Annotated in this window: 16 protein-coding genes; 3 read left to right on the top strand and 13 right to left on the bottom strand. The window is 68.0% G+C overall.

Annotation, left to right across the window (positions count from 1 at the left end; all coding sequences use genetic code 11):
* Positions 1-53: 53 nt before the first annotated feature.
* The 13 genes from ACEN9N_RS13200 to ACEN9N_RS13140 form a co-directional block, all read right to left on the bottom strand.
* Positions 54-890 (bottom strand): ABC transporter substrate-binding protein, encoded by an 837-nt coding sequence (locus ACEN9N_RS13200; RefSeq protein ID WP_413312640.1) that lies wholly within the window; start codon positions 888-890, stop codon positions 54-56.
* 42 nt (positions 891-932) lie between these two features.
* Positions 933-2,852, bottom strand: coding sequence for a molybdopterin biosynthesis protein (locus ACEN9N_RS13195; protein WP_495656244.1), 1,920 nt, complete (start codon positions 2,850-2,852; stop codon positions 933-935).
* Entirely contained in the window at positions 2,849-4,102 is a 1,254-nt protein-coding gene (locus ACEN9N_RS13190; RefSeq protein ID WP_495656243.1) for a molybdopterin molybdotransferase MoeA, read from the bottom strand. Before ACEN9N_RS13190 ends, ACEN9N_RS13195 begins: the two co-directional genes overlap by 4 nt.
* A 39-nt stretch (positions 4,103-4,141) precedes the next feature.
* Positions 4,142-4,528, bottom strand: a complete 387-nt coding sequence (locus ACEN9N_RS13185; protein WP_413312643.1) for a hypothetical protein — start codon at positions 4,526-4,528, stop codon at positions 4,142-4,144.
* Positions 4,525-5,790, bottom strand: coding sequence for a formate dehydrogenase subunit gamma (locus tag ACEN9N_RS13180; protein ID WP_495656242.1), 1,266 nt, complete (start codon positions 5,788-5,790; stop codon positions 4,525-4,527). The genes ACEN9N_RS13185 and ACEN9N_RS13180 overlap by 4 nt, the downstream gene beginning before the upstream one ends.
* Positions 5,791-5,802: 12 nt before the next feature.
* Positions 5,803-6,054 carry a hypothetical protein gene (locus ACEN9N_RS13175; protein ID WP_007832882.1) on the bottom strand — a complete coding sequence of 84 codons (252 nt, stop codon included), beginning with the start codon at positions 6,052-6,054 and terminating at the stop codon, positions 5,803-5,805.
* Positions 6,051-6,671, bottom strand: a complete 621-nt coding sequence (gene fdh3B / locus ACEN9N_RS13170; RefSeq protein WP_495656241.1) for a formate dehydrogenase FDH3 subunit beta — start codon at positions 6,669-6,671, stop codon at positions 6,051-6,053. The genes ACEN9N_RS13175 and fdh3B overlap by 4 nt, the downstream gene beginning before the upstream one ends.
* A 9-nt stretch (positions 6,672-6,680) precedes the next feature.
* Complete coding sequence (locus ACEN9N_RS13165; RefSeq protein ID WP_495656240.1) at positions 6,681-9,668, bottom strand: formate dehydrogenase subunit alpha; 2,988 nt, start codon at positions 9,666-9,668, stop codon at positions 6,681-6,683.
* Positions 9,669-9,680: 12 nt separating this feature from the next.
* Complete coding sequence (locus ACEN9N_RS13160) at positions 9,681-9,902, bottom strand: formate dehydrogenase (protein WP_495656239.1); 222 nt, start codon at positions 9,900-9,902, stop codon at positions 9,681-9,683.
* A gap of 114 nt (positions 9,903-10,016) precedes the next feature.
* Positions 10,017-10,634 carry a TorD/DmsD family molecular chaperone gene (locus ACEN9N_RS13155; RefSeq protein ID WP_413312648.1) on the bottom strand — a complete coding sequence of 206 codons (618 nt, stop codon included), beginning with the start codon at positions 10,632-10,634 and terminating at the stop codon, positions 10,017-10,019.
* On the bottom strand, positions 10,631-12,709 hold the full coding sequence (locus ACEN9N_RS13150; protein ID WP_495656380.1) for a 4Fe-4S binding protein: 2,079 nt from the start codon (positions 12,707-12,709) through the stop codon (positions 10,631-10,633). The genes ACEN9N_RS13155 and ACEN9N_RS13150 overlap by 4 nt, the downstream gene beginning before the upstream one ends.
* The gene (locus ACEN9N_RS13145) at positions 12,669-13,292 is read right to left on the bottom strand and encodes a DUF3306 domain-containing protein (RefSeq protein WP_495656238.1); all 624 of its coding nucleotides are present in this window, start codon (positions 13,290-13,292) and stop codon (positions 12,669-12,671) included. The genes ACEN9N_RS13150 and ACEN9N_RS13145 overlap by 41 nt, the downstream gene beginning before the upstream one ends.
* Complete coding sequence (locus tag ACEN9N_RS13140; protein ID WP_056599854.1) at positions 13,285-13,869, bottom strand: DUF3305 domain-containing protein; 585 nt, start codon at positions 13,867-13,869, stop codon at positions 13,285-13,287. The genes ACEN9N_RS13145 and ACEN9N_RS13140 overlap by 8 nt, the downstream gene beginning before the upstream one ends.
* 107 nt (positions 13,870-13,976) lie before the next feature.
* Here ACEN9N_RS13140 and ACEN9N_RS13135 point away from each other — a divergent pair, with 107 nt between their 5' ends.
* The 3 genes from ACEN9N_RS13135 (at position 13,977) to ACEN9N_RS13125 (ending at position 19,086) form a co-directional block, all read left to right on the top strand.
* Entirely contained in the window at positions 13,977-14,888 is a 912-nt protein-coding gene (locus ACEN9N_RS13135; protein ID WP_495656237.1) for a formate dehydrogenase accessory sulfurtransferase FdhD, read from the top strand.
* 266 nt (positions 14,889-15,154) lie between these two features.
* Entirely contained in the window at positions 15,155-17,047 is a 1,893-nt protein-coding gene (gene glgB, locus ACEN9N_RS13130) for a 1,4-alpha-glucan branching protein GlgB (RefSeq protein WP_495656236.1), read from the top strand.
* A complete protein-coding gene (locus ACEN9N_RS13125; protein ID WP_413331969.1) occupies positions 17,044-19,086 on the top strand; it encodes an alpha-1,4-glucan--maltose-1-phosphate maltosyltransferase in 2,043 nt (680 codons plus the stop codon). The genes glgB and ACEN9N_RS13125 overlap by 4 nt, the downstream gene beginning before the upstream one ends.
* Positions 19,087-19,097 lie beyond the last annotated feature (11 nt).

The raw sequence follows: 19,097 nt of genomic DNA, 5'->3' as shown, positions 1-19,097 counted from the left end.
GCAAGCGCGAGGCCATGCTCATCACGCGGCCCATCCATCGACTGGGCCACCGTTCACTGGCTCGCGTTCGGGAAGAAGAGCTGCTCGCCGCCGATCTTGTACGAGGCGATCGCGGCTTGCCCGTCGCGCGACACCACCCAGTCGGAAAAAGCCTGCGCCAGGTCTTTCTTGACGTGCGGATGCCTGGCCGGATTCACGACGATCACGCCGTACTGGTTGAACAGCTGCCGGTCGCCCTCGACCACGATGCCCAGGTCGCCGCGGTTCTTGAAGTTGAGCCAGGTGCCGCGGTCGGACAGCACATAGGCATTGGTGGAAGCGGCGATGTTGAGCGCCTGGCCCATGCCGCAGCCGCACTCCTTGTAGCCGGCGGGCTTGGCGGCCGCGAGGTCGATGCCCGCCAGTTTCCACTGGCGCAGTTCGGCCGCGTGGGTGCCGCTCTTGTCGCCGCGCGAGACGAAGGCACCGCCCGTGGCGCCCAGCCGCTTGAGCGCGGCCGCGATGTCGTTGCCGCGCACGCCGGCCGGGTCGGATTTCGGTCCGATCAGCACGAAGTCGTTGTACATGACCGCGCGGCGCGGGAGGCCGAAGCCTTCCGCGACAAACTTTTCCTCGGCGGGTTGGTCATGCACGAACAGCGCATCGGCATCGCCGCGGCGCGCCATGTCCAGCGCCTGGCCTGTGCCCACGGCCACCACGCGCACCTCGGTGCCGGAGGCTTTCGTGAACTGCGGCAGCAGATGCTTGAACAGGCCGGACTGCTCGGTCGAGGTGGTGGAAGCCAGCACGATGAACTTTTCTTGCGCCTGGGCGATCGGCGCGAGCAGCGTGCCGACGAGGGCAGCAGCGAGGGCGAGGAAGTTGAGGCGTCTGCGCGAGGCCATCGTCATCGTGTGGGTCCTTGGAAGTTGAGGATGTACCGTCCTGCTGGATCAGACAGCGGGATCGACGCGAAAGCCCAACCGGCTCAGCGCCTCGCGGGCCGCGGCCGATTGCAGCAAGGCAATGAATGCCTGCACGGGCGCCCGCTCGCGGCGTGCCCTGGGCACCACGAAGTCGTAGCGCTCTTCCTGCACCGGGATGAAGCCCAGGCCGTACTGCCGTGCAACCGTGTCGATGGCCAGGCCCCAGTCGGCGCGCTGCTGCGCCACGGCCACGGCCACCGCGTTGTGCGACTTGGTCTGCACGCCGTAGCCGGGCGGCTTGGCGCTGCCGAGCAGGCGATCGATGAGGATGCGCGTGCCGCTGCCGGCGTTGCGGTTGACCATGGTGCAGCCGGGCCCGGTGATCGCGGCGGCGATGGCCGCGGTGGCATCGCGCCCCTCGAAGCGCGCGTCCGACGGGCGATAGACGATGCCCTGCATGCGGCCATACCCCGGGATCAGTTCCAGCTCCCGCGTGAGCAGTGGCCGGTTGTAGACGCCGGTGGCCGGGTCCATCAGGTGGATGCCCGCCACGTCGCATTCGCCGCGCCGGGCGGCCATCAGCCCGCCCGTGCTGCCCACGTTCATGGCCTTGATGCGAATGCCCTGGCGCACCAGCTCCCCGGCCAGCCAGTCCAGGCCCACGCAGTGGCTGCCGATGAAGATCAGGTCCGCGGCGTCCAGCCCATGGCCCAGCAGCTGCACCTGCACGGGCGCGCCGGCATCGACGATCTCGGTGTGCTGGCCGATGGTGATGAACCCGTCCGCGCTGCTGAACGTGGTGACAGAGCCCGAGCCCTTGCCCATCGGGTAGGCCGCCAGGCCTTCGTCGGTGGGCACCAGGCCCACGAGCAGGTACTCGGTGCGGCCGCGCTCGGAGTTCACGCGCATCGGCAGTTTGGCGTCCACATGCTCGCGCCGCTCCGGCGGCCGGCCGGCGAAGGCGCGGATCACGGGGGCCAGGAACTCGTGGAAGGTGAAGACTGCCGAGGTCGGAAAGCCCGGCAGGATCACGACCGGCTTGCCGCCCGTGACCGCCAGGCACACCGGCTTGCCGGGCTTGAGCGCCACGCCGTGCGCCACCACGCCCGGATCGCCGAGCGCTGCGACCACGCGGTAGGAAAGATCGCCTTCGCCCTTGGACGTGCCGCCCGAGAAGACCACGGCATCGCAGGCCAGCCCCTGTGCGAGCGCGGCCGACAGTGCGGCCTCGTCATCGGGAATCACGCCCAGCCGCACGGGCTGGCCGCCCAGTTCCTCGACGGCGGCGCCGATGATGGCGGCGTTGGAGTCGTACACCGCACCCGTGGGCAGCGGCGCGCCGGGCGCGACGATCTCGTTGCCGGTGGAAAAGATGGCCACGCGCGGCTTGCGGTACACGCCGACCTCGGCGAGGCCGAGTGCCGCGATCACGCCGATCTCGCGAGAGCTCAACGCCTGGCCGGCACGCAACACCGTTTCTCCGCGCGCGATGTCGGTGCCGGCGTAGCTGACGTTCTCGCCTTCGGTGGCCGCGCGGCGGATCTGCACCCGGCCGTCCTCGGCATCGGTGTGCTCCACCATCACCACCGCATCGGCGCCGCGAGGCAGCATGCCGCCCGTGGCGATCGCCGTCGCATGGCCGCCCGTCACTTCGCGCTGCGGCACGATGCCGGGCGCCAGCGTCTCGTCGGCGAGCGTCAGCAGTCGGGCCTGTTCTTCCATTGCTCCCCAGGTGTCGGCGGCCTGCACGGCAAAGCCGTCGACGTTGGAGCGGTCGAAGCCGGGCACGTCGATCGCGGCGACCACGTCTTCGGCCAGCACACGGCCCAGCGCCTCGTGCAGGGGAACGGTCTCGCGACCCAGTGGCGCGAGCCTGAGGTGTTGACGGAAGCGGCGTTCGGCCTCGTCGCGCGTGACGACATCGAGAAATTGCGATTGGGGTTTCACAGGCACTCGTAAAGATGAACAGTGACTTCGATCCCGGCCCCGAAGCCTTCGCTTTCCGCGGGCGCGACGACGAAGCCGTCGGCCCGCGTGGTCGAACTCAGCATGGACGCGCCCGACAGCGCGAGCGGCTCCACGCCTTCTTCGCCGATCTTCACGCGCACGTAGTCGACGCGTCCGACCTGGGAGACGATCTTGCGCGCCACGGTTGCGCGCGTGCGGGGGTAGGGCCAGTCGGCGGACCGGCCGCCGAGCCGGCGGATCGCACGCCCGGCGAAGAAGTCGTAGGCGCACAGGCAGGAGACCGGGTTGCCCGGCAGCAGGAAGACCAGCGTGTCGCCGATGCGGCCCATGCCGGCCGGACTGGAGGGCCGCATCGCGATGCCGTGGATGGCCAGTTCGCCGAGTTCGGCCAGCAGGTGCGGCGCATGGTCCTCGGCGCCCACGCTGGAGCCGCCGGAGATGAGCACCACATCGGCACCGGGTGCCGCCAGGGCCTGAGCGATGACCTGCGGGTCGTCGCCCAGGCGCTGGTGCGACTCGAGCAGGCCGCCGTCGCGCGCCACGAGGCCGCGCAAGGTCACGGAGTTGGCGTCGTAGATGTCGAAGGGCCCCTTGGGCGTGCCGGGTGCGCGCACTTCATTGCCGGTCACGAGCAGCCGCACGCGGGGCCGGCGCACCACCTGCAACTGCGCCAGGCCCAGCGAAGCCGCCAGCCCCGCGTCCTGCGGTCGCAGCCGGCGTCCCGCGGCCAGCGCCGTACTGCCGCGCGCGATGTCCTCGCCGACGCGGCCCACATGCTGGCCCGGTGCCACAGCCCGCGTGATGGCCAGGCGCCCGTCCTGCTCGCTCGCATATTCGGCGGGCACCACGGCATCCAGTTCCAGCGGTACCGGAGCGCCGGTCATGATGCGGATGGCTGCGCCCGCGGGCACGGCGCCATCGAAAGGCCGGCCGGGCCAGGCATGGCCCGCGATCGGAAACTCCAACGGGTTGTATTCGCCGGCCCCCGTGGTCTCGCCGCCGCGCAGCGCATAGCCGTCCATGGCCGAGCGGTCGAATTCGGGCACCGCGATGGGTGCGATCACCTCATGCAGCAGTACCCGTCCCGCGGCCTCTTCAACCGCCACGGATTCGCCCGGCAGCAGCGGCGTGTGGGCGTCGATCCAGGCGAGCGCATCGGGAACCTCCGCGCGCTGGGTGAAGCCGCGCATGCGCACATCGGTCGAGGCAGTTCGTTCGGGTGGGGGCATCAGGTTCAGTCTCGCCCGCGCTTGCGCGCGGCGGCTGACTTAATTCTTGGGTGCGGGATGGGTCTGTGCCGAGGGCTGGTTCGTACTGGGCGGCGATGCAGCCGTGGAGGCCGGGGAATGTGCGCCCGAGGCTTCGATGGGCTTGGTTTCGCCCGCGGGCGCCGCGGCGTAAGGGCCCGGATCCACGCAGGGCGGTGTGGTCGCCGCGGCCGGTACCGGCTTGCCCGCGGACTGGGCGCTGGCGCGGTACTTGGCTGCGACCTGGTCCTGTGCCTTGCACAGCAGGTAGGCGTCGGTCTTGGTGCTCCATGCGGTGCGGGCTGCAGCCTCGGCGGCCTTCGCCTGCGCTTCCGGCGTGGGCGCGGGAAGCTTGGCGAAAACGGACGATGCAGCCAGCGCGAAGAGAAGAGTCAGCGTGTGCTTCATGCGGAGGTTCCTTGCGCGGTCACCGGCCGCGCCGGGTCCGATGCGTCGGGGCGCGCCGAGCGCTGCGCCGGGATCTTGCCGGCCTCGATGTCGTCATACCAGAGGCGATGGTGCTCGCGCGCCCAGGTCTCGTCGACATAGCCTTCGCGCATCGCCTTGTAGGCGCCGGTCATGCCCAGCGTGCCGATATAGATGTGGCCCAGGATCATGGCCATCATGAGCAGCGTGGCCACCGCATGCACCATGTGCGCGATCTGCATCTCGCCGCGCGTGTAGACGAAGCCCGGCAACAGCTTGTCGAGGAACAACCCCGAGCCGATGACGATGCTGCCCAGAAGGAGCACGCCGCCCCAGAACACGGCCTTCTCGCCGGCGTTGAAGCGGTGCGACGCGGGCTCCTTGCCGCCGAACAGGCCGCCGCCGTGCCGCAGCCAGCTGAGGTCTTCCGCCCGCGGCCAGTTGCTGCGGATGAAGGTGAAGATCATGAACAGCGTGGTCACGACGAACAGCGGTCCGACGAAGTTGTGCACGGTCTTGAGCATGTAGGTGAGCCAGCCGAACAGCGCGCTGCCGAGCACCGGCAACAAGAAGAACTTGCCGAAGGCCATCACGATGCCCGACAGCGCGAGCGTGACGAAGGCAAGCGCGTTCGACCAGTGCGTGGCGCGCTCGAACGGCGTGAAGCGCTCGATCTTGCGGCCGGTCTCGGCGCCGTGCAGCCGGATCGGCCCGCGCGTGAAATGGAAGATGGCCAGCGCCAGCAGCGTGACGAAGAGCAGCGCCGCGCCGTACGGAATGATCCAGTTGTTGCGCACCTGCCGCCAGGCCTCGCCCGCGTTGGTGAAGCGCGAGCCCGGGTACTGCACGAAGCGCTGGATCAGGTTGCCGGCCTCGGGCGCCTCGCTCACGGGCAGGCTGCTGTAGCCGGTGATGCCGCCGCTCACCTGGCGCCACATCGGTGCGTTGTTGCCGGGCTGCACCTTGTTGCGCTCGCCGTTGGTCTGGTTGAGGTAGTTCGGGTCGGCGCTGGCCTCGGGCTTGACCTCGAAGATGTTCTGGCTGCGGATGCCGCCCTCGGCCTTCGGTGCGGCAGCGGCAGCGGCGGTGGAAGCGGAAGCAGGCGAAGCAGGGGCGGGCGAAGCCGCGACGGCGCCGCTCGCGGCCGGGTTGGCGTCCTGGGCCGGCGCCACCGCCGCACAGCCCAGGAGCGCGGTCGCCAACAGCGCGTGGAACGCCCGCCTGGTGCGAATGGTGACGCTCATGCGGCCTCCGGTTCAGTTTTCTCGGATGTACTCGTTCTGCCCGTTGGAGCGAACCTTGATCTGCTGCTCCCACGCCGTCTTGTCGCCCACCTTCCAGCCGGGCGCGGTGAAGGCCGTGCCGGTGTTGGCCTGCGTGCCGGTGCCGCTCCAGGGCACCGCATCGTGCTTGACGCCCTCCGCGTTCGTCTGCGGCTTCTCGGTGCAGGCCGCAAGCAGCATCGCGCCCGAAGCGAGCACGACGAGGGTCGCGACCGCGCGCTTCACCTGGTGCCTCCGGTGGTCGGCGTGCCGGCCTGCTGCGAGCCATAGGCCGTGCCCCAGCCCCAGACTTCGGCGCCCGTGCCGCGTTGCACGACGCGGGTGCGGAAGATGTCGGCCACCACGTCGCCGTCGCCGGCCAGCAGCGCCTTGGTCGAGCACATCTCGGCACAGGCCGGCAGCTTGCCTTCGGCCAGGCGGTTGCGGCCGTACTTCTCGAACTCGGCTTCGGAGCCGTTGGCTTCGGGGCCGCCGGCGCAGAAGGTGCACTTGTCCATCTTGCCGCGTGCGCCGAAGGTGCCTTGCGACGGGAATTGCGGCGCGCCGAAGGGGCAGGCGTACGAGCAGTAGCCGCAGCCGATGCACACGTCCTTGTCGTGCAGCACCACGCCTTCCTCGGTGCGGTAGAAGCATTGCACGGGGCACACCGCCATGCAGGGTGCGTCGGAGCAATGCATGCAGGCCACCGAGATCGATTTCTCGCCCGGCAGGCCGTCATTGAGCGTGACCACGCGGCGGCGATTCACGCCCCAGGGCACCTCGTTCTCGTTCTTGCAGGCCGTGACACAGCCGTTGCACTCGATGCAGCGCTCGGAATCACAGACGAATTTCATTCTTGCCATGGTGATTCCTCATGCTTTCTCGATGTTGCAGACGGTGGTCTTGGTCTCTTGCATCATGGTGACGCTGTCGTAGCCGTAGGTCGTGCCGGTGTTGATGGCCTCGCCGCGCACGACGGGCGCCGCGCCCTTCGGGTAGTAGGCGAGCAGGTCCTGGCCCTGCCAGCGGCCCGAGAAGTGAAAGGGCATGAACACCGTGTCGGGCCCGACGCGCTCGGTCACCAGAGCCTGCACGTTGAGCTTGGCGCCGGTGGGCGTGTGCACCCAGACACGCTCGCCGTTGCGGATGTTCTTCTCGGCCGCCACCTTCGGATTGATCTCGATGAACATCTCCTGCTGCAGCTCGGCCAGCCAGGGGTTGGAGCGTGTTTCCTCGCCGCCGCCCTCGTACTCCACGAGCCGGCCCGAGGTCATGATGTAGGGGAATTTCTCGGCGATCTTGTCGGCGATGTTCTTCTGCTGGACGGTCTTGTAGAGCGTGGGCAGGCGCCAGAAGGCCATCTTGTCGTCGTGGGTCGGGTACTTCGCGGCCAGGTCGGGACGCGTGCCGTAGAGCGGCTCGCGGTGTTGCGGAATGCCATCCGGAAAATTCCACACGACGGCTCGCGCCTTGGCATTGCCGAAGGGGTGGCAGCCGTGGTTCTTCATGAACACGCGGATCATGCCGCCCGAGCTGTCGGTCTTCCAGTTCTTGCCTTCCGCCTTGGGCTTCTCGGCCTCGGTGAGCTCGTCCCACCACCCGAGCTTCTTGAGCAACACGTGGTCCAGTTCGGGATAGCCCGTGGTGATGTCGGCGCCGAGCGAGTACGAGCCGTCTTCGGCCAGAAGGTTCTTGCCATTGCGCTCGACACCGAAGTTCGCGCGGAAGTTGCCGCCCCCATCCATCACGTGCTTGGACGTGTCGTAGAGGTTGGGCGAGCCGGGATGCTTCAGCTCGGGCGTGCCGTAGCAGGGCCAGGGCAGTCCGAAGTAGTCCCCCGAGATGTCGTAGCCGTTGACCTTGTCCTTGACGGAGCCCTTGGCCTTGAGCGTGCGCACGTCGAAGGCGGCCATGTTGCGCATGTGCGCCTGCAGCCGCTCGGGGCTCTGGCCCGAGTAGCCGACGGCCCAGCAGGACTTGTTGATCTCGCGCAGGATGTCGTCCGGCACGGGCTCGTCCATGCCCTTGACCTTCTGCATCTTGTAGTTCTTGCTGAGCTCCTTGCCGAAGCCCAGGCGGTCGGCGAACTGCTGCATGATCATGTGGTCGCTGCGGCTTTCCCACAGCGGCTCAATCACCTTCTCGCGCCATTGGACCGACCGGTTCGACGCCGTCACCGATCCGCTGGTTTCGAACTGCGTGCACGCGGGCAGCAGGTAGACCGCGCGGTTCGCATTGGCGTCTTCGGGCCTGCCCGGCATCGCGGCCATCGCGGCCGTGGCCGACGGATAGGGGTCGACGACGACGAGCAGATCGAGCTTGTCCATCGCCCGCTTCATCTCGAGGCCGCGGGTCTGCGAGTTGGGCGCATGGCCCCAGTAGAAGACGCCGCGCAGGTTCGAGTCCTGGTCGATCAGCTCGTTCTTCTCGAGCACGCCGTCGATCCAGCGCGACACCGTGATGCCGGGCTTGCTCATCATCGCGGGCGATGCGAAGCGGCCCTTGATCCATTCGAAGTCCACGCCCCAGGTGGCGGCGAAGTGCTTCCACGACCCTTCGACCAGGCCGTAGTAGCCCGGCAGCGAATCGGGGTTCGGGCCGACGTCGGTCGCGCCCTGCACGTTGTCATGCCCGCGGAAGATGTTGGTGCCGCCGCCCGACGTGCCGACGTTGCCGAGCGCCAGCTGGAGGATGCACGAAGCCCGCACGATGGCGTTGCCGATGGTGTGCTGCGTCTGGCCCATGCACCAGACCACGGTGCCGGGGCGGTTCTCGTGCAGCATGGTCGCGATCTTCAATACCTGGGCTTCGCCGACGCCGCAGGCCTCTTCGACCTTGTCGGGCGTCCACTTGCTCATGACGTCCGCGCGCACCTCGTCCATGCCGTAGACACGGTCGTTGATGTAGCGCTTGTCTTCCCAGCCGTTCTTGAAGATGTGGTGCAGGATGCCGAACAGGAACGCGATGTCCGAGCCCGAGCGGATGCGCACGTACTCGTGGGCCTTGGCCGCGGTGCGGGTGAAGCGTGGGTCGACCACGATCATCTTGCAGCCGTGTTCCTTGGCGTGCAGCATGTGCAGCATGCTCACGGGGTGCGCCTCGGCCGCATTCGAGCCGATGTACATCGCGACCTTCGCGTTGCGCATGTCGTTGTACGAATTGGTCATGGCGCCGTAGCCCCATGTATTCGCCACGCCCGCGACCGTGGTCGAGTGGCAGATGCGCGCCTGGTGGTCGCAGTTGTTGCTGCCGAAGAAGCTCACGAACTTGCGCAGCAGGTACGACTGCTCGTTGCTGTGCTTGCTCGAACCGATCCAGTAGATCGCGTCGGGCCCGCTGGCCTTGGTGAGCTCCTTGAGCTTGGCGGTGATTTCGTCGAGCGCTGTGTCCCAGCTGATGCGCTCGTACTTGCCGTTGACGAGCTTCATCGGATAGCGCAGGCGATATTCGCCATGGCCGTGTTCGCGCAACGCGGCGCCCTTGGCGCAGTGGGCGCCGAGGTTGATGGGCGAGTCGAACACGGGTTCCTGCCGGACCCACACGCCGTTCTCGACCACGGCGTCGGACGCGCAGCCGACCGAGCAGTGCGAGCACACGGTGCGCTTCACCTCGATCTTGCCGGCGCCGATGGCCGCGGGCTTGCCGTCAGCGGCCCTGGCCTTCTGGATCAGCGTGAGCTGGCTGGCGGCCAGGCCCACGCCGACACCGAGGCCGGAGCGCCGCAGGAAGGCGCGCCGGTCCATCGTCGGCAGCGCGTTCGCGAGGCCGCGCCGAAGGCTGTGGACGAAGGGCGACGCATTGGGGGGCGCGTCGCAGGCACGTTGACTTGCGGTGCCCGGGGATTTTCTGGTCAGAAGCACAACAGGGACTCCTCAGGCTGAAGCGGTCGCGTAGTAGCGCTTGACGTGCTCGCTCAGGGAATAGCCGCCGCCGTTTTCAGGCGCGGGTGGCAGGGGGGAGGGGGCGGCGACGGGCGTCTGCACCACCTTCGGCAGCGCCGTGACGGCCACTGCGGCGACGCCGGCCGTTGCGGCACCGAGGAAGAATCCCCGACGGGATGCCGGCTCGAGGCCGGTATTTTGGCTGTCCTGCATGCTGACCCCTGGAGTGGCTGGGCCCGACGAGAGAAGGGAAACCCGTCCGCCCTTACAAATACTAGACCAGCAGCAACCGGTGAGCAACCTGAATAGCCCTTGCGTTCCGTGGCCTCAGGCCAGCATGTCGAAGGCCTGTGCCTCGACGTCGCCGAACGCGCGCGTGAAGACGGCGAGCGCCGCGTAGAACCGGGCCTTCGGATGCTGCGAAACGGCCTCGCACAGCGCTGGCAGCCAGGGCTGGATGTGCTTCGAGAAGATGGCCTGCTGCTGCGTGAGGTTGGCGACCGCTACGTCTTCGCCGGCGATCAGGTAGCGCATGACCTCGAACAGGCAGGCGATGTGGTCCTCGGTCTCGCAGGTGGTCTCGGTGCGCGCCAGGCCCAGCCGGTCGAGGTCGTTGCGCAACTGCACGAGCGGCTTGTCGTTGAGAAAGCCGCTCAGGTAGTGCGAGCCGAAGAGGAAGACCTCGGGCTTGCCGATACCGCCGAAGAGCGCGTCGTATTCGTCGTGCGCGGCGGCCGCGCTCGTGTCGCGCGCGATGCCGACCAGCTGGCGCCACGGTTCCTCGAGAAAGGCGCCCGCGGCCGGCGCCTCGGTGGGCGCCACCTGGAAGGCCTCCAGCAGCCCGGCATCGGGTGCGGCGTACCAGAGCCGCGCCAGCAGGCCGTAGAGCTCCGCCCGGGCCACCTCCTCGTCGAGTGCGGAAGAGGCGGGAAAGGTCTGGCTCATAGCGGGGCGATCTTCACTTCGTTGGTGGCACTGTAGAGGTCGATGACGCGGCAGTCGCTGCACATCTTGAGGCGCTCCAGCGCTTCGCCCTGGAACATCGCATGCCCGGCCAGCTTGCCGAGCATGGCCTCGATCGCCTTCTGCGTACCGAAGGGCTTGCTGCAGCGGATGCAGACCCAGGGCTTGGCCTCGTTCAGAAGCACCTGCTGCTTGCGCTCGGGCGCGGCCAGCAGGCGCGGCAAGAGCGAGACGGCGTCTTCGGGGCATGTGGTCTCGCACAAGCCGCATTGAACGCAGTTCTTTTCGATGAAGCGCAGCTGCGGTGCGCTCTGGCTGTCCAGCAGCGCGCCCGACGGGCAGGCGCCGACGCAGGCCAGGCACAGCGTGCACTTGTCCCTGTCGACCGCGATGGCGCCCAGGGGCGATCCTGCCGGCAACCCGAAAGCCAGCGGTGCGTCGAGCTGCGTCTGCAGGGCGGGCGCCGTGCCCATCAGGTGGTCGAGCGCCATCTCGAGCCGGTCGCGCTTGTCGGCACCGACGGCGAAGCGGGCGGGGAGGGCCGGCACGCGCTGCGTGGTCGTGCGCAAGCTGGCCAGCGCGGCATCCAGAACGGCGGGCGAGTCGGCTTCGATCACGCGGAAGTGCGTGCCGGTGTAGCCCAGGCCCAGCAACAGCGCCTGCGCGATGTCCATCTGCTGCCTGAGTGCCGCGAGGTACTGCGGCGCTTCCTCTCCGGTGCAAAGCACCGCCACCTGCGAGGCGCCGAAGGCGATCGCGCTCAGCCACAGGTCGATGCCGGTGCTGGCCGCATGAAAGAGGTCCACGGGGATCACCTGCGCCGGCACGCCCTGCGCCTTGCCGAGCTGCGCCTGTCGGCCGAGTTGCTCGAGCAGCGCCTGGCCGCCTTCCTGGCTGTGCAGCAGCAGCGCGGCGTCGCGGCCGCCCGCCGATGCATAGGTGGCGAGCAGCTTGCGCAGCTTGAGCCCCTGGTCGGGCGCGCGCGGGTAGGTGTAGCCCAGCGCGCCCGTCGGGCACACCGTGGTGCAGGCGCCGCAGCCCACGCACAGGTTCGGGTTGACCACGATGCGCTGGCGTTCCTTGTCGCTGCTCACGGCATGGGCCGAGCACACGTCGATGCAGGCATTGCAGCCGACCACCTCGTTGCGGCTGTGCGCGCAGAGCTTCTGCTTGTAGTCGAAGAACTTGGGCTTTTCGAATTCCCCGACCAGTTCGCGCACGCGCAGCAGCGTCTGCAGGCCATCGGCATGCGCGACGCCGCCGAACAGGTGGAAGTAGCCCTGCGGCGGCGCGTGCCAGTCGATGAGCGGCGCGGGGCCAAGGTCGAGCACGAGGTCGAACGCCGCATCGAGCGCCTGGGGCTTGCGGCTGAAATCGATGGCGCCCGCCGCGCTGCAGGCGCGCTCGCAATCGCGGTGCGAGGTGCAGCGCGCGTTGTCGATCTGATAGTCCAGCCCGATGGCCTGCTCGGGGCAGGCAACGACGCAGGCGTTGCAGCGGGTACACAGGTCGAGGTCGATCGCGTTGTCGCGCGTCCAGTGCAGCGTGAAGGCGCCGAGCCAGCCGGTGAGCGAATCGATGCGCCCGGCTATCACCGGCCAGCGGCGCGCCTGTGCGCCGCCGACTGCACCGGGACCCTGCGCGAGCAAGGTCACGTCGAGCGTGTCGCCGACCAGTGCCGCTGCGCGCTCGGCTTCGTCGAGCGGACCGATGATCAGCAGGCGGCCCTGGCTGGTGTAGCTCACGGTCGGGACGGGCTCCGGCTCGGGCAGGCTGGCGGCGGCCAGCAGCGCGGCGATTTTCGGCATCGCGCTCTTGGCGTCGCGGCTCCAGCCGCCCGTCTCGCGGATGTTGATGAAGCGGACCGGCGAGGTCGCGTCGGGCGTCTGCGTGGCGAGTTCGCCGAAGAGCCGTTTTTCCTGGGTGCAGGCGACCACGACCTCGTCGCCGGACTGGATGGCGCGCTGGAAGGAAGTCGCCTCGCGGCGGCACAGCGACGAATGCAGCGGAAGCGTTTCAGCCAGTGCCGCGCCGAGGGTCTTCGGCTTCAGCGGCATCGTCTGGTTGCAGTCGCAAATCAGCGTGGTGGTCATCGGTTTCTTGGCTGGCGGGCTGCATCTGGGCAACCGGCGGGCTGGGAAGCGTTTCACATTCCTTGGACTGTGCCACTTTCGCTGCCTCGGCGGCGTCGGGGGTTTCCGGGGGAGTGTCTTCGGGTGCCTCGTCGAAGAGCTTGAGGAACTTGGCGCTCGCCATCTGGCGCAGCACGCTCTCGGGCACGGGGGTGGATCGGGAATAGTCGTCGACGTAGGTGTCGAGGCCGTCCATCACGTTGAAATGCGGATCGGAAAAGAGCTTGCGCAAGGCCGCGTTCTTGACCTCGGGCGCGACTTCCCTGGCCAGGAAGGGCTTGTAGTCCGACTCGATGCCCAGCTCGTCCACGTCGGCGAGCGTCAGTGGCGGCGGAGCTTCCTGTTCACCCGCCGGGGGCAGGGCGGCAGCCTCCGCGACGGGGGCGGGTGCCGCCGCTGGCGTCGGAACAGGTGCCGCTGCCGGCGGGGCCTTCTCTTCCACGGCGGTCTCGGCCGCCCGCACCTCCTGCTTGCGGCGCGACCACCGTCCGAGAAAACCCTCAGACATCGCCAGCGCCCCGCCCGCGCTTCTTCTCGGTCGTCACGCTCGCGGCGTTGCCGAAACGGTCGACCAGCGACCGGAAGCTCTCGGGCCGCCGGCGGCGCTTGGGTTCGATCACGTAGTGCTCGTCCACGAAGGCGCGCACCCAGTCGACCACCTCTGCAGGTGCCGGAACCTGTTCTACCGTTTCCTGCGCATCGAGCCAGCGCCCGGCCTCGTAGTAGCTCAGAGTCACCACGACCGGTCGGGGGATGGGCTCGGACGCGAGCGTTGCCTCCTCGTCCATGCGCCACAGCACGAACCAGCACGGCGTTGGCGTGATCGCGTTGAGGTGGTAGCCCTCGGCCTCGTCGCGGAACAGCTCGACCTTGAAGCCGGGATGCAGCCAGTGCTGCTCGCCGCCGTCATTGCGCAGCAGGCGCGGCTCGGTGCCGAAGCCGGGCTCGTCGGGCAGCACGCTGTCGAGCGTCCAGCGCCAGGGCTGCCAGTGGCTCGAGGGGCCGTGCAGGCGCTCGCGGCGCATGACCACCGCGACGTCGAGCGCCGGGCGGCCGTTGGCGGCAGGAGTGTCCGAGGAAGGCATCGAACGAACGATAGCCGATGGCACGAAAGCCTGCGAGAAGTATCCCCTTCGACGGGAGGCCCGCGGATCCGGCATGTCGCGGCAGTCCGGTGGCGTAGGATTCCTGCATGGCCCCACCTGAAGACGAAGCGCCGCTGGCCTTTGATGCGGTACAGCTCTCCACGCGTGCCGGCACGCCTCGCCTGAACCAGGCGCGCAGCCCGCTGTTGCGCCGGATCGAGATCGTCGACCAGCACGGAGAACGGCGCGACATCGATATTCCGGCGGAGCGGCCGTTGACCGTTTTCGTGGACAAGCGCGAGCTCGTCACGCTGATGACCTTGGGCGCCTCGCCGGAGCTGCTGGTGTTGGGTTATCTGCTGAATCAGGACCTGATCCAGCGCGCAAGCGACATCGAGAGCATCGATGTCGACTGGAGCGTGGATGCGGCCGCCGTGAAGTCGCATCGCGGCGTCGCCAGACTCGGGGAGAAGACCGCGCGCCGGGTCGTGACGACAGGTTGCGGACAAGGCACCGTTTTCGGCGATGCGATGGCCCAGCTCGCCTTCGTCCGCCTGCCGCCGGCGCAATCGGCACGCATCGCCCAAGGCACGCTGCTGCGGATTCTCGAACTGATGAGATCGCGCAACAGCGTGCATCGGCACGCAGGGTCGGTGCACGGCTGTGCGCTGTTCCGCGGAACCGACATGCTGGTGTTCGTGGAAGACGTCGGAAGGCACAACGCCATTGACACCATCGCAGGGTGGATGGCGGTCCATGGCGTCGACGGTGGCGACAAGGTCTTCTACACGACGGGGCGTCTGACGAGCGAGATGGTGATGAAGTCGGCCCACATGGGTGTGCCGATCATCGCCTCGCGCAATGGCGTCACCGCGATGGGGCACGAGCTGGCAGGCAAGCTCGGCATGACGCTGTTCGGCCGAGCCGCCAATCGCCACTTTCTCTGCTACTGCGGGTTCGAGCGCTTCGATGCCGAGCCGCTGCCGCACGACCAGCCGCAGGACAAGACTGCGCAGTAAGTCATTAGGCCTCCGCCCATCATTCCGATTGCGCGCTGAGCGCCCCTTTCCAGTGCGCGGCGTCGCCCCGGGCACCAGGCGTTATGCCAAATGTCCTGCACGCTGCGCGAAGCGGAACCCCGGCGAACAGGCAACTCTCCGACAAGACGAGGCGGTGCAGGCCGTACCTGCGCTGTCTTGGCTCGCTGCAGATTGGCGCCAAGCCCTGCGGAAACCGACGTCGTTCCTTGACCATCGTTCCGCCGGCTTCAATCCGAGGGTTGCCGGTGCCGTTGAATCATTCACTCCAGAACGAGCAAGACGTCCATCTTTTCCGCGAGGGGACCCACTCCCGCCTGTATGACGTGCTGGGTTGCCATCCCTCCAAAGAGGGCGGCGCCTATTTCGCCGTGTGGGCGCCGAATGCAGAGTCGGTGTCGGTGGTGGGAGACTGGAACTACTGGTCCGGCGATGCCGATCCGCTGAGGCCCAGTGCCGATGGCACCGGCATATGGCAAGGCCATGCTCCCAATGCCACCATCGGCCAGGCCTACAAATACCGCATTCGATCCCGCTACGGCGGCTACTCGGTGGACAAGGCCGACCCGGTCGCCTTCAGTGCCGAGCCGCCACCCGCGACCGCATCGCGCATCTGCGAGCTTTCGTACGAATGGGCGGACGCGCAGTGGATGTCCACGCGCGGCTCGCGCAATGCGCTCGACGCCCCGATGTCGGTCTATGAGGTGCATCTTGGCTCATGGCGCCGCCGCGACGGGCGGTTCCTGGACTACCGGGAGCTCGCGCGCCAGCTCGCCGCCTATGTGAACGAGATGGGCTTCACGCACGTGGAGCTCATGCCCGTGACCGAGCATCCGTTCTACGGCTCGTGGGGCTACCAGACCACCGGCTACTTCGCGCCCACGTCGCGCTTCGGCTCGCCGCAGGACTTCATGTACCTCGTCGATCACCTGCACCAGCAGGGCATCGGCGTGCTGCTCGACTGGGTGCCTTCGCACTTTCCGACGGACGAGCACGGCCTTGCGTATTTCGACGGTACGCACCTCTATGAACATGCCGATCCGCGCCAGGGTTTCCATCCGGAATGGAATTCAAGCATCTTCAACTACGGCCGGCCCGAAGTGCGCAGCTTCCTGGTGTCTTCCGGCCTGTTCTGGCTCGACCTGTACCACGTCGACGGCCTGCGCGTGGATGCCGTCGCCTCGATGCTTTATCTCGACTACGCGCGCGGGCATGGCGAATGGATTCCCAATCGCCACGGCGGCCGGGAGAACCTGGAGGCGATCGATTTCATCCAGACGCTGAACCGGGCGGTCTACCGCGAGCATCCCGACGCCATCACGGTGGCGGAGGAATCGACCGCGTGGCCGCGCGTATCGCGGCCCACCGACATGGACGGCCTCGGCTTCGGCGAGAAATGGAACATGGGCTGGATGCACGACGCGCTGGCGTACATGAAGGAAGAGCCGGTCCATCGCAAGTACCACCACCACAAGCTGACCTTCTCGCTGGTGTACGCCTTTCACGAGAACTTCGTGCTGCCGCTCTCGCATGACGAGGTGGTGCATGGCAAGGGGTCGCTGCTCAACAAGATGCCGGGCGACGAATGGCAGCAGTTCGCCAACCTGCGCGCGCTGTTCGGTTTCATGTGGGCGCATCCGGGCAAGAAGTTGCTCTTCATGGGCGGTGAATTCGGCCAGCGCCGTGAATGGACGCACGACGGCGAGCTCGAGTGGTGGGTGTGCGAGCTCCAGGGGCACGGCGGGCTGCAGCGCCTGGTGGCCCGGCTCAACCACGTCTACCGCGGCGCGCCCGCGCTCCATCAGCTGGATTTTTCGTCGCCGGGATTCGAATGGATTGCTGCCGACGATGCCGACGCCAGCGTGTTCGCGTTCCTGCGCAAGGCGAGCGACGGCAGTCCGCCGCTGCTCGTCGTGAGCAACATGACCCCGGTGCCGCGCACCAACTACCTGCTGGGCGTGCCGCTCGGCGGCCACTGGCGCGAGCTCATCAACACCGACGCCACCGAATTCGGCGGCTCCGGCTGGGGCAATTTCGGGGGCGTCGAAGCGGCCCCCGTGCGTTCGCACGGCCGAAGGCAATCGGTGTGCCTGACGCTGCCGCCGTTGTCCACGCTGATCCTGGAGCACAGCGCCTCATGAAGAACATCTTTGCGACGCGTCCCGTACCCGCGGCGGCAGACATCGAGAAGGGCGCCGTGCGCGCCGTGATCGATGCCGTCCTGCCATGCGTGGACAACGGGCGGTTTCCCGTCAAGTGCGTCGTCGGCGAGCGGGTCCGGGTTCGCGCCCATTGCTTCACCGACGGGCACGACGTGCTGCGGGTGCAGCTGTGCTGGCGTGCGCACGAGCAGGCCGACTTCCGCGAAGTACCGATGAAGCCGCTCGGCAACGACGTGTGGGAGGCCGCGTTCTCGCCGCCGTCCCTCGGTCGCTACGTCTACACCTGCGTTGCGTGGGTGGATTCCTTCGACTCGTGGCACCACGAGCTCACGCGGCGCGTCGATCCCGCGGACGTGCGCATCGCGGCCCAGATCGGTGCGCTCGAAATCGCCGCCGCCGCCGCGCGGGCGGAGGGTACCGACCGCGTCGAGCTGCAGCGCTGGGCGACCGAGCTCGATGCCATGGCGGCCGATCCCGGCTGCGACATCGGTTCGCTCAAGGCCTTGGCGCTCGACGAGGAATATGCCGCGCTCGTGCGCCGCCATCCCGACAGGCGGCATGAGGCGCGCTACCCCATCGAGCTGCCGCTGGCCGTCGACAGGGAGCGCGCGCGCTTCAGCACCTGGTATGAGTTGTTCCCGCGCTCCACCAGTCCCCAGCCGGGCGTGCACGGCACCTTCAAGGATGTCGAAGCACGCCTGCCGGCCATCGCGGCGATGGGATTCGACGTGCTGTACTTCCCGCCGATCCACCCGATCGGCCGCGTGCAGCGCAAGGGTCCCAACAACGCGCTCGCCAGCGGCCCCGAAGACGTGGGAAGCCCATGGGCCATCGGGGCGGCAGAAGGCGGGCACAAGTCGATCCTTCCGGCGCTCGGCACGCCCGAAGACTTCCGGCGGCTGCTTGCACGCGCCGCGGAACACGGCCTCGAGATCGCGCTCGACATCGCCTTCCAGTGCGCACCCGACCATCCCTACGTGAAGGAGCATCCCGACTGGTTCCGCTGGCGCCCGGACGGCAGCGTGCAATACGCCGAGAACCCGCCCAAGAAATATCAGGACATCTATCCGTTCAACTTCGAGTGCAAGGAATGGCGCGAGCTGTGGGCCGAGCTCAAGAGCGTGATCGACCACTGGATCGGGGAGGGCGTGCGCATCTTCCGGGTGGACAACCCGCACACCAAGGCTTTCCCGTTCTGGGAGTGGGCCATCGGCGAGGTGAAGCGCGAGCACCCGGACACCATCTTCCTTGCCGAGGCCTTCACGCGGCCCAAGGTGATGCACCGGCTCGCGAAGCTGGGCTTCTCGCAGTCGTACACCTACTTCACCTGGCGCAACACCAAGCAGGAGCTGCAGGAGTACTTCACCGAGCTTTCGAGCGCCCCCGGCATCGACTACTTCCGCCCGAATGCCTGGCCCAACACGCCCGACATCCTGCACGAGCAGCTGCAGACCGGCGAGCCCGCGGTGTTCATGGCCAGGCTCGTGCTGGCGGCCACCCTGGCGGCCAACTACGGCATCTACGGGCCGGCCTACGAGTTGCGCGAGCACCTGCCGCGCGGACCCGGCAGCGAGGAATACCTCGACTCCGAGAAGTACCAGCTGCGCCACTGGAACCACGATGATCCCGCGAGCCTCGCCCCCTTCATCGCGCGGGTGAACCGCATCCGCCGAGAGAACCCGGCGCTGCAGCGGGACCGGAGCCTGCGCTTCCTGCACATCGACAACGACCGGCTGCTGGCCTATGCCAAGGAATCGCCGGACGGCCTCAACGTGATCGTCACCGTCGTCAACCTCGATCCGCACGAGCCGCAGTCGGGCTGGCTCGGGCTGGAACCCGGCAGCGTCGGCGTTCCTTCCTCGCGGGCCTTCCAGATGCACGACCTGCTGAGCGGCCAGCGCTTCACCTGGCAGGGCGACTGGCACTACGTGCGGCTCGATCCGCGCAGCGTGCCCGCACACATCTTCGTGGTCCGCCGGCGCCATGGCGACGAGCGCGACTTCGATTATTTCCTGTGAGGAGGTCGCCG

This window comes from Variovorax sp. Varisp46 (assembly GCF_059491885.1).
The sequence above is the reverse complement of the archived record's forward strand: the minus strand, read 5'-3'. Positions and strand labels throughout refer to the sequence as shown.

What these genes read in the sequence shown, in the direction of transcription:
- ACEN9N_RS13145 (WP_495656238.1), bottom strand. Translation starts at nt 13,292, where the DNA reads ATGTCTGAGGGTTTTCTCGGACGGTGGTCGCGCCGCAAGCAGGAGGTG.
- ACEN9N_RS13190 (WP_495656243.1), bottom strand. Translation starts at nt 4,102, where the DNA reads ATGCCCCCACCCGAACGAACTGCCTCGACCGATGTGCGCATGCGCGGC.
- ACEN9N_RS13155 (WP_413312648.1), bottom strand. Translation starts at nt 10,634, where the DNA reads ATGAGCCAGACCTTTCCCGCCTCTTCCGCACTCGACGAGGAGGTGGCC.
- ACEN9N_RS13180 (WP_495656242.1), bottom strand. Translation starts at nt 5,790, where the DNA reads ATGAGCGTCACCATTCGCACCAGGCGGGCGTTCCACGCGCTGTTGGCG.
- ACEN9N_RS13135 (WP_495656237.1), top strand. Translation starts at nt 13,977, where the DNA reads ATGGCCCCACCTGAAGACGAAGCGCCGCTGGCCTTTGATGCGGTACAG.
- ACEN9N_RS13150 (WP_495656380.1), bottom strand. Translation starts at nt 12,709, where the DNA reads ATGCCGCTGAAGCCGAAGACCCTCGGCGCGGCACTGGCTGAAACGCTT.
- ACEN9N_RS13200 (WP_413312640.1), bottom strand. Translation starts at nt 890, where the DNA reads ATGACGATGGCCTCGCGCAGACGCCTCAACTTCCTCGCCCTCGCTGCT.
- fdh3B (WP_495656241.1), bottom strand. Translation starts at nt 6,671, where the DNA reads ATGGCAAGAATGAAATTCGTCTGTGATTCCGAGCGCTGCATCGAGTGC.
- ACEN9N_RS13140 (WP_056599854.1), bottom strand. Translation starts at nt 13,869, where the DNA reads ATGCCTTCCTCGGACACTCCTGCCGCCAACGGCCGCCCGGCGCTCGAC.
- ACEN9N_RS13160 (WP_495656239.1), bottom strand. Translation starts at nt 9,902, where the DNA reads ATGCAGGACAGCCAAAATACCGGCCTCGAGCCGGCATCCCGTCGGGGA.
- ACEN9N_RS13125 (WP_413331969.1), top strand. Translation starts at nt 17,044, where the DNA reads ATGAAGAACATCTTTGCGACGCGTCCCGTACCCGCGGCGGCAGACATC.
- ACEN9N_RS13185 (WP_413312643.1), bottom strand. Translation starts at nt 4,528, where the DNA reads ATGAAGCACACGCTGACTCTTCTCTTCGCGCTGGCTGCATCGTCCGTT.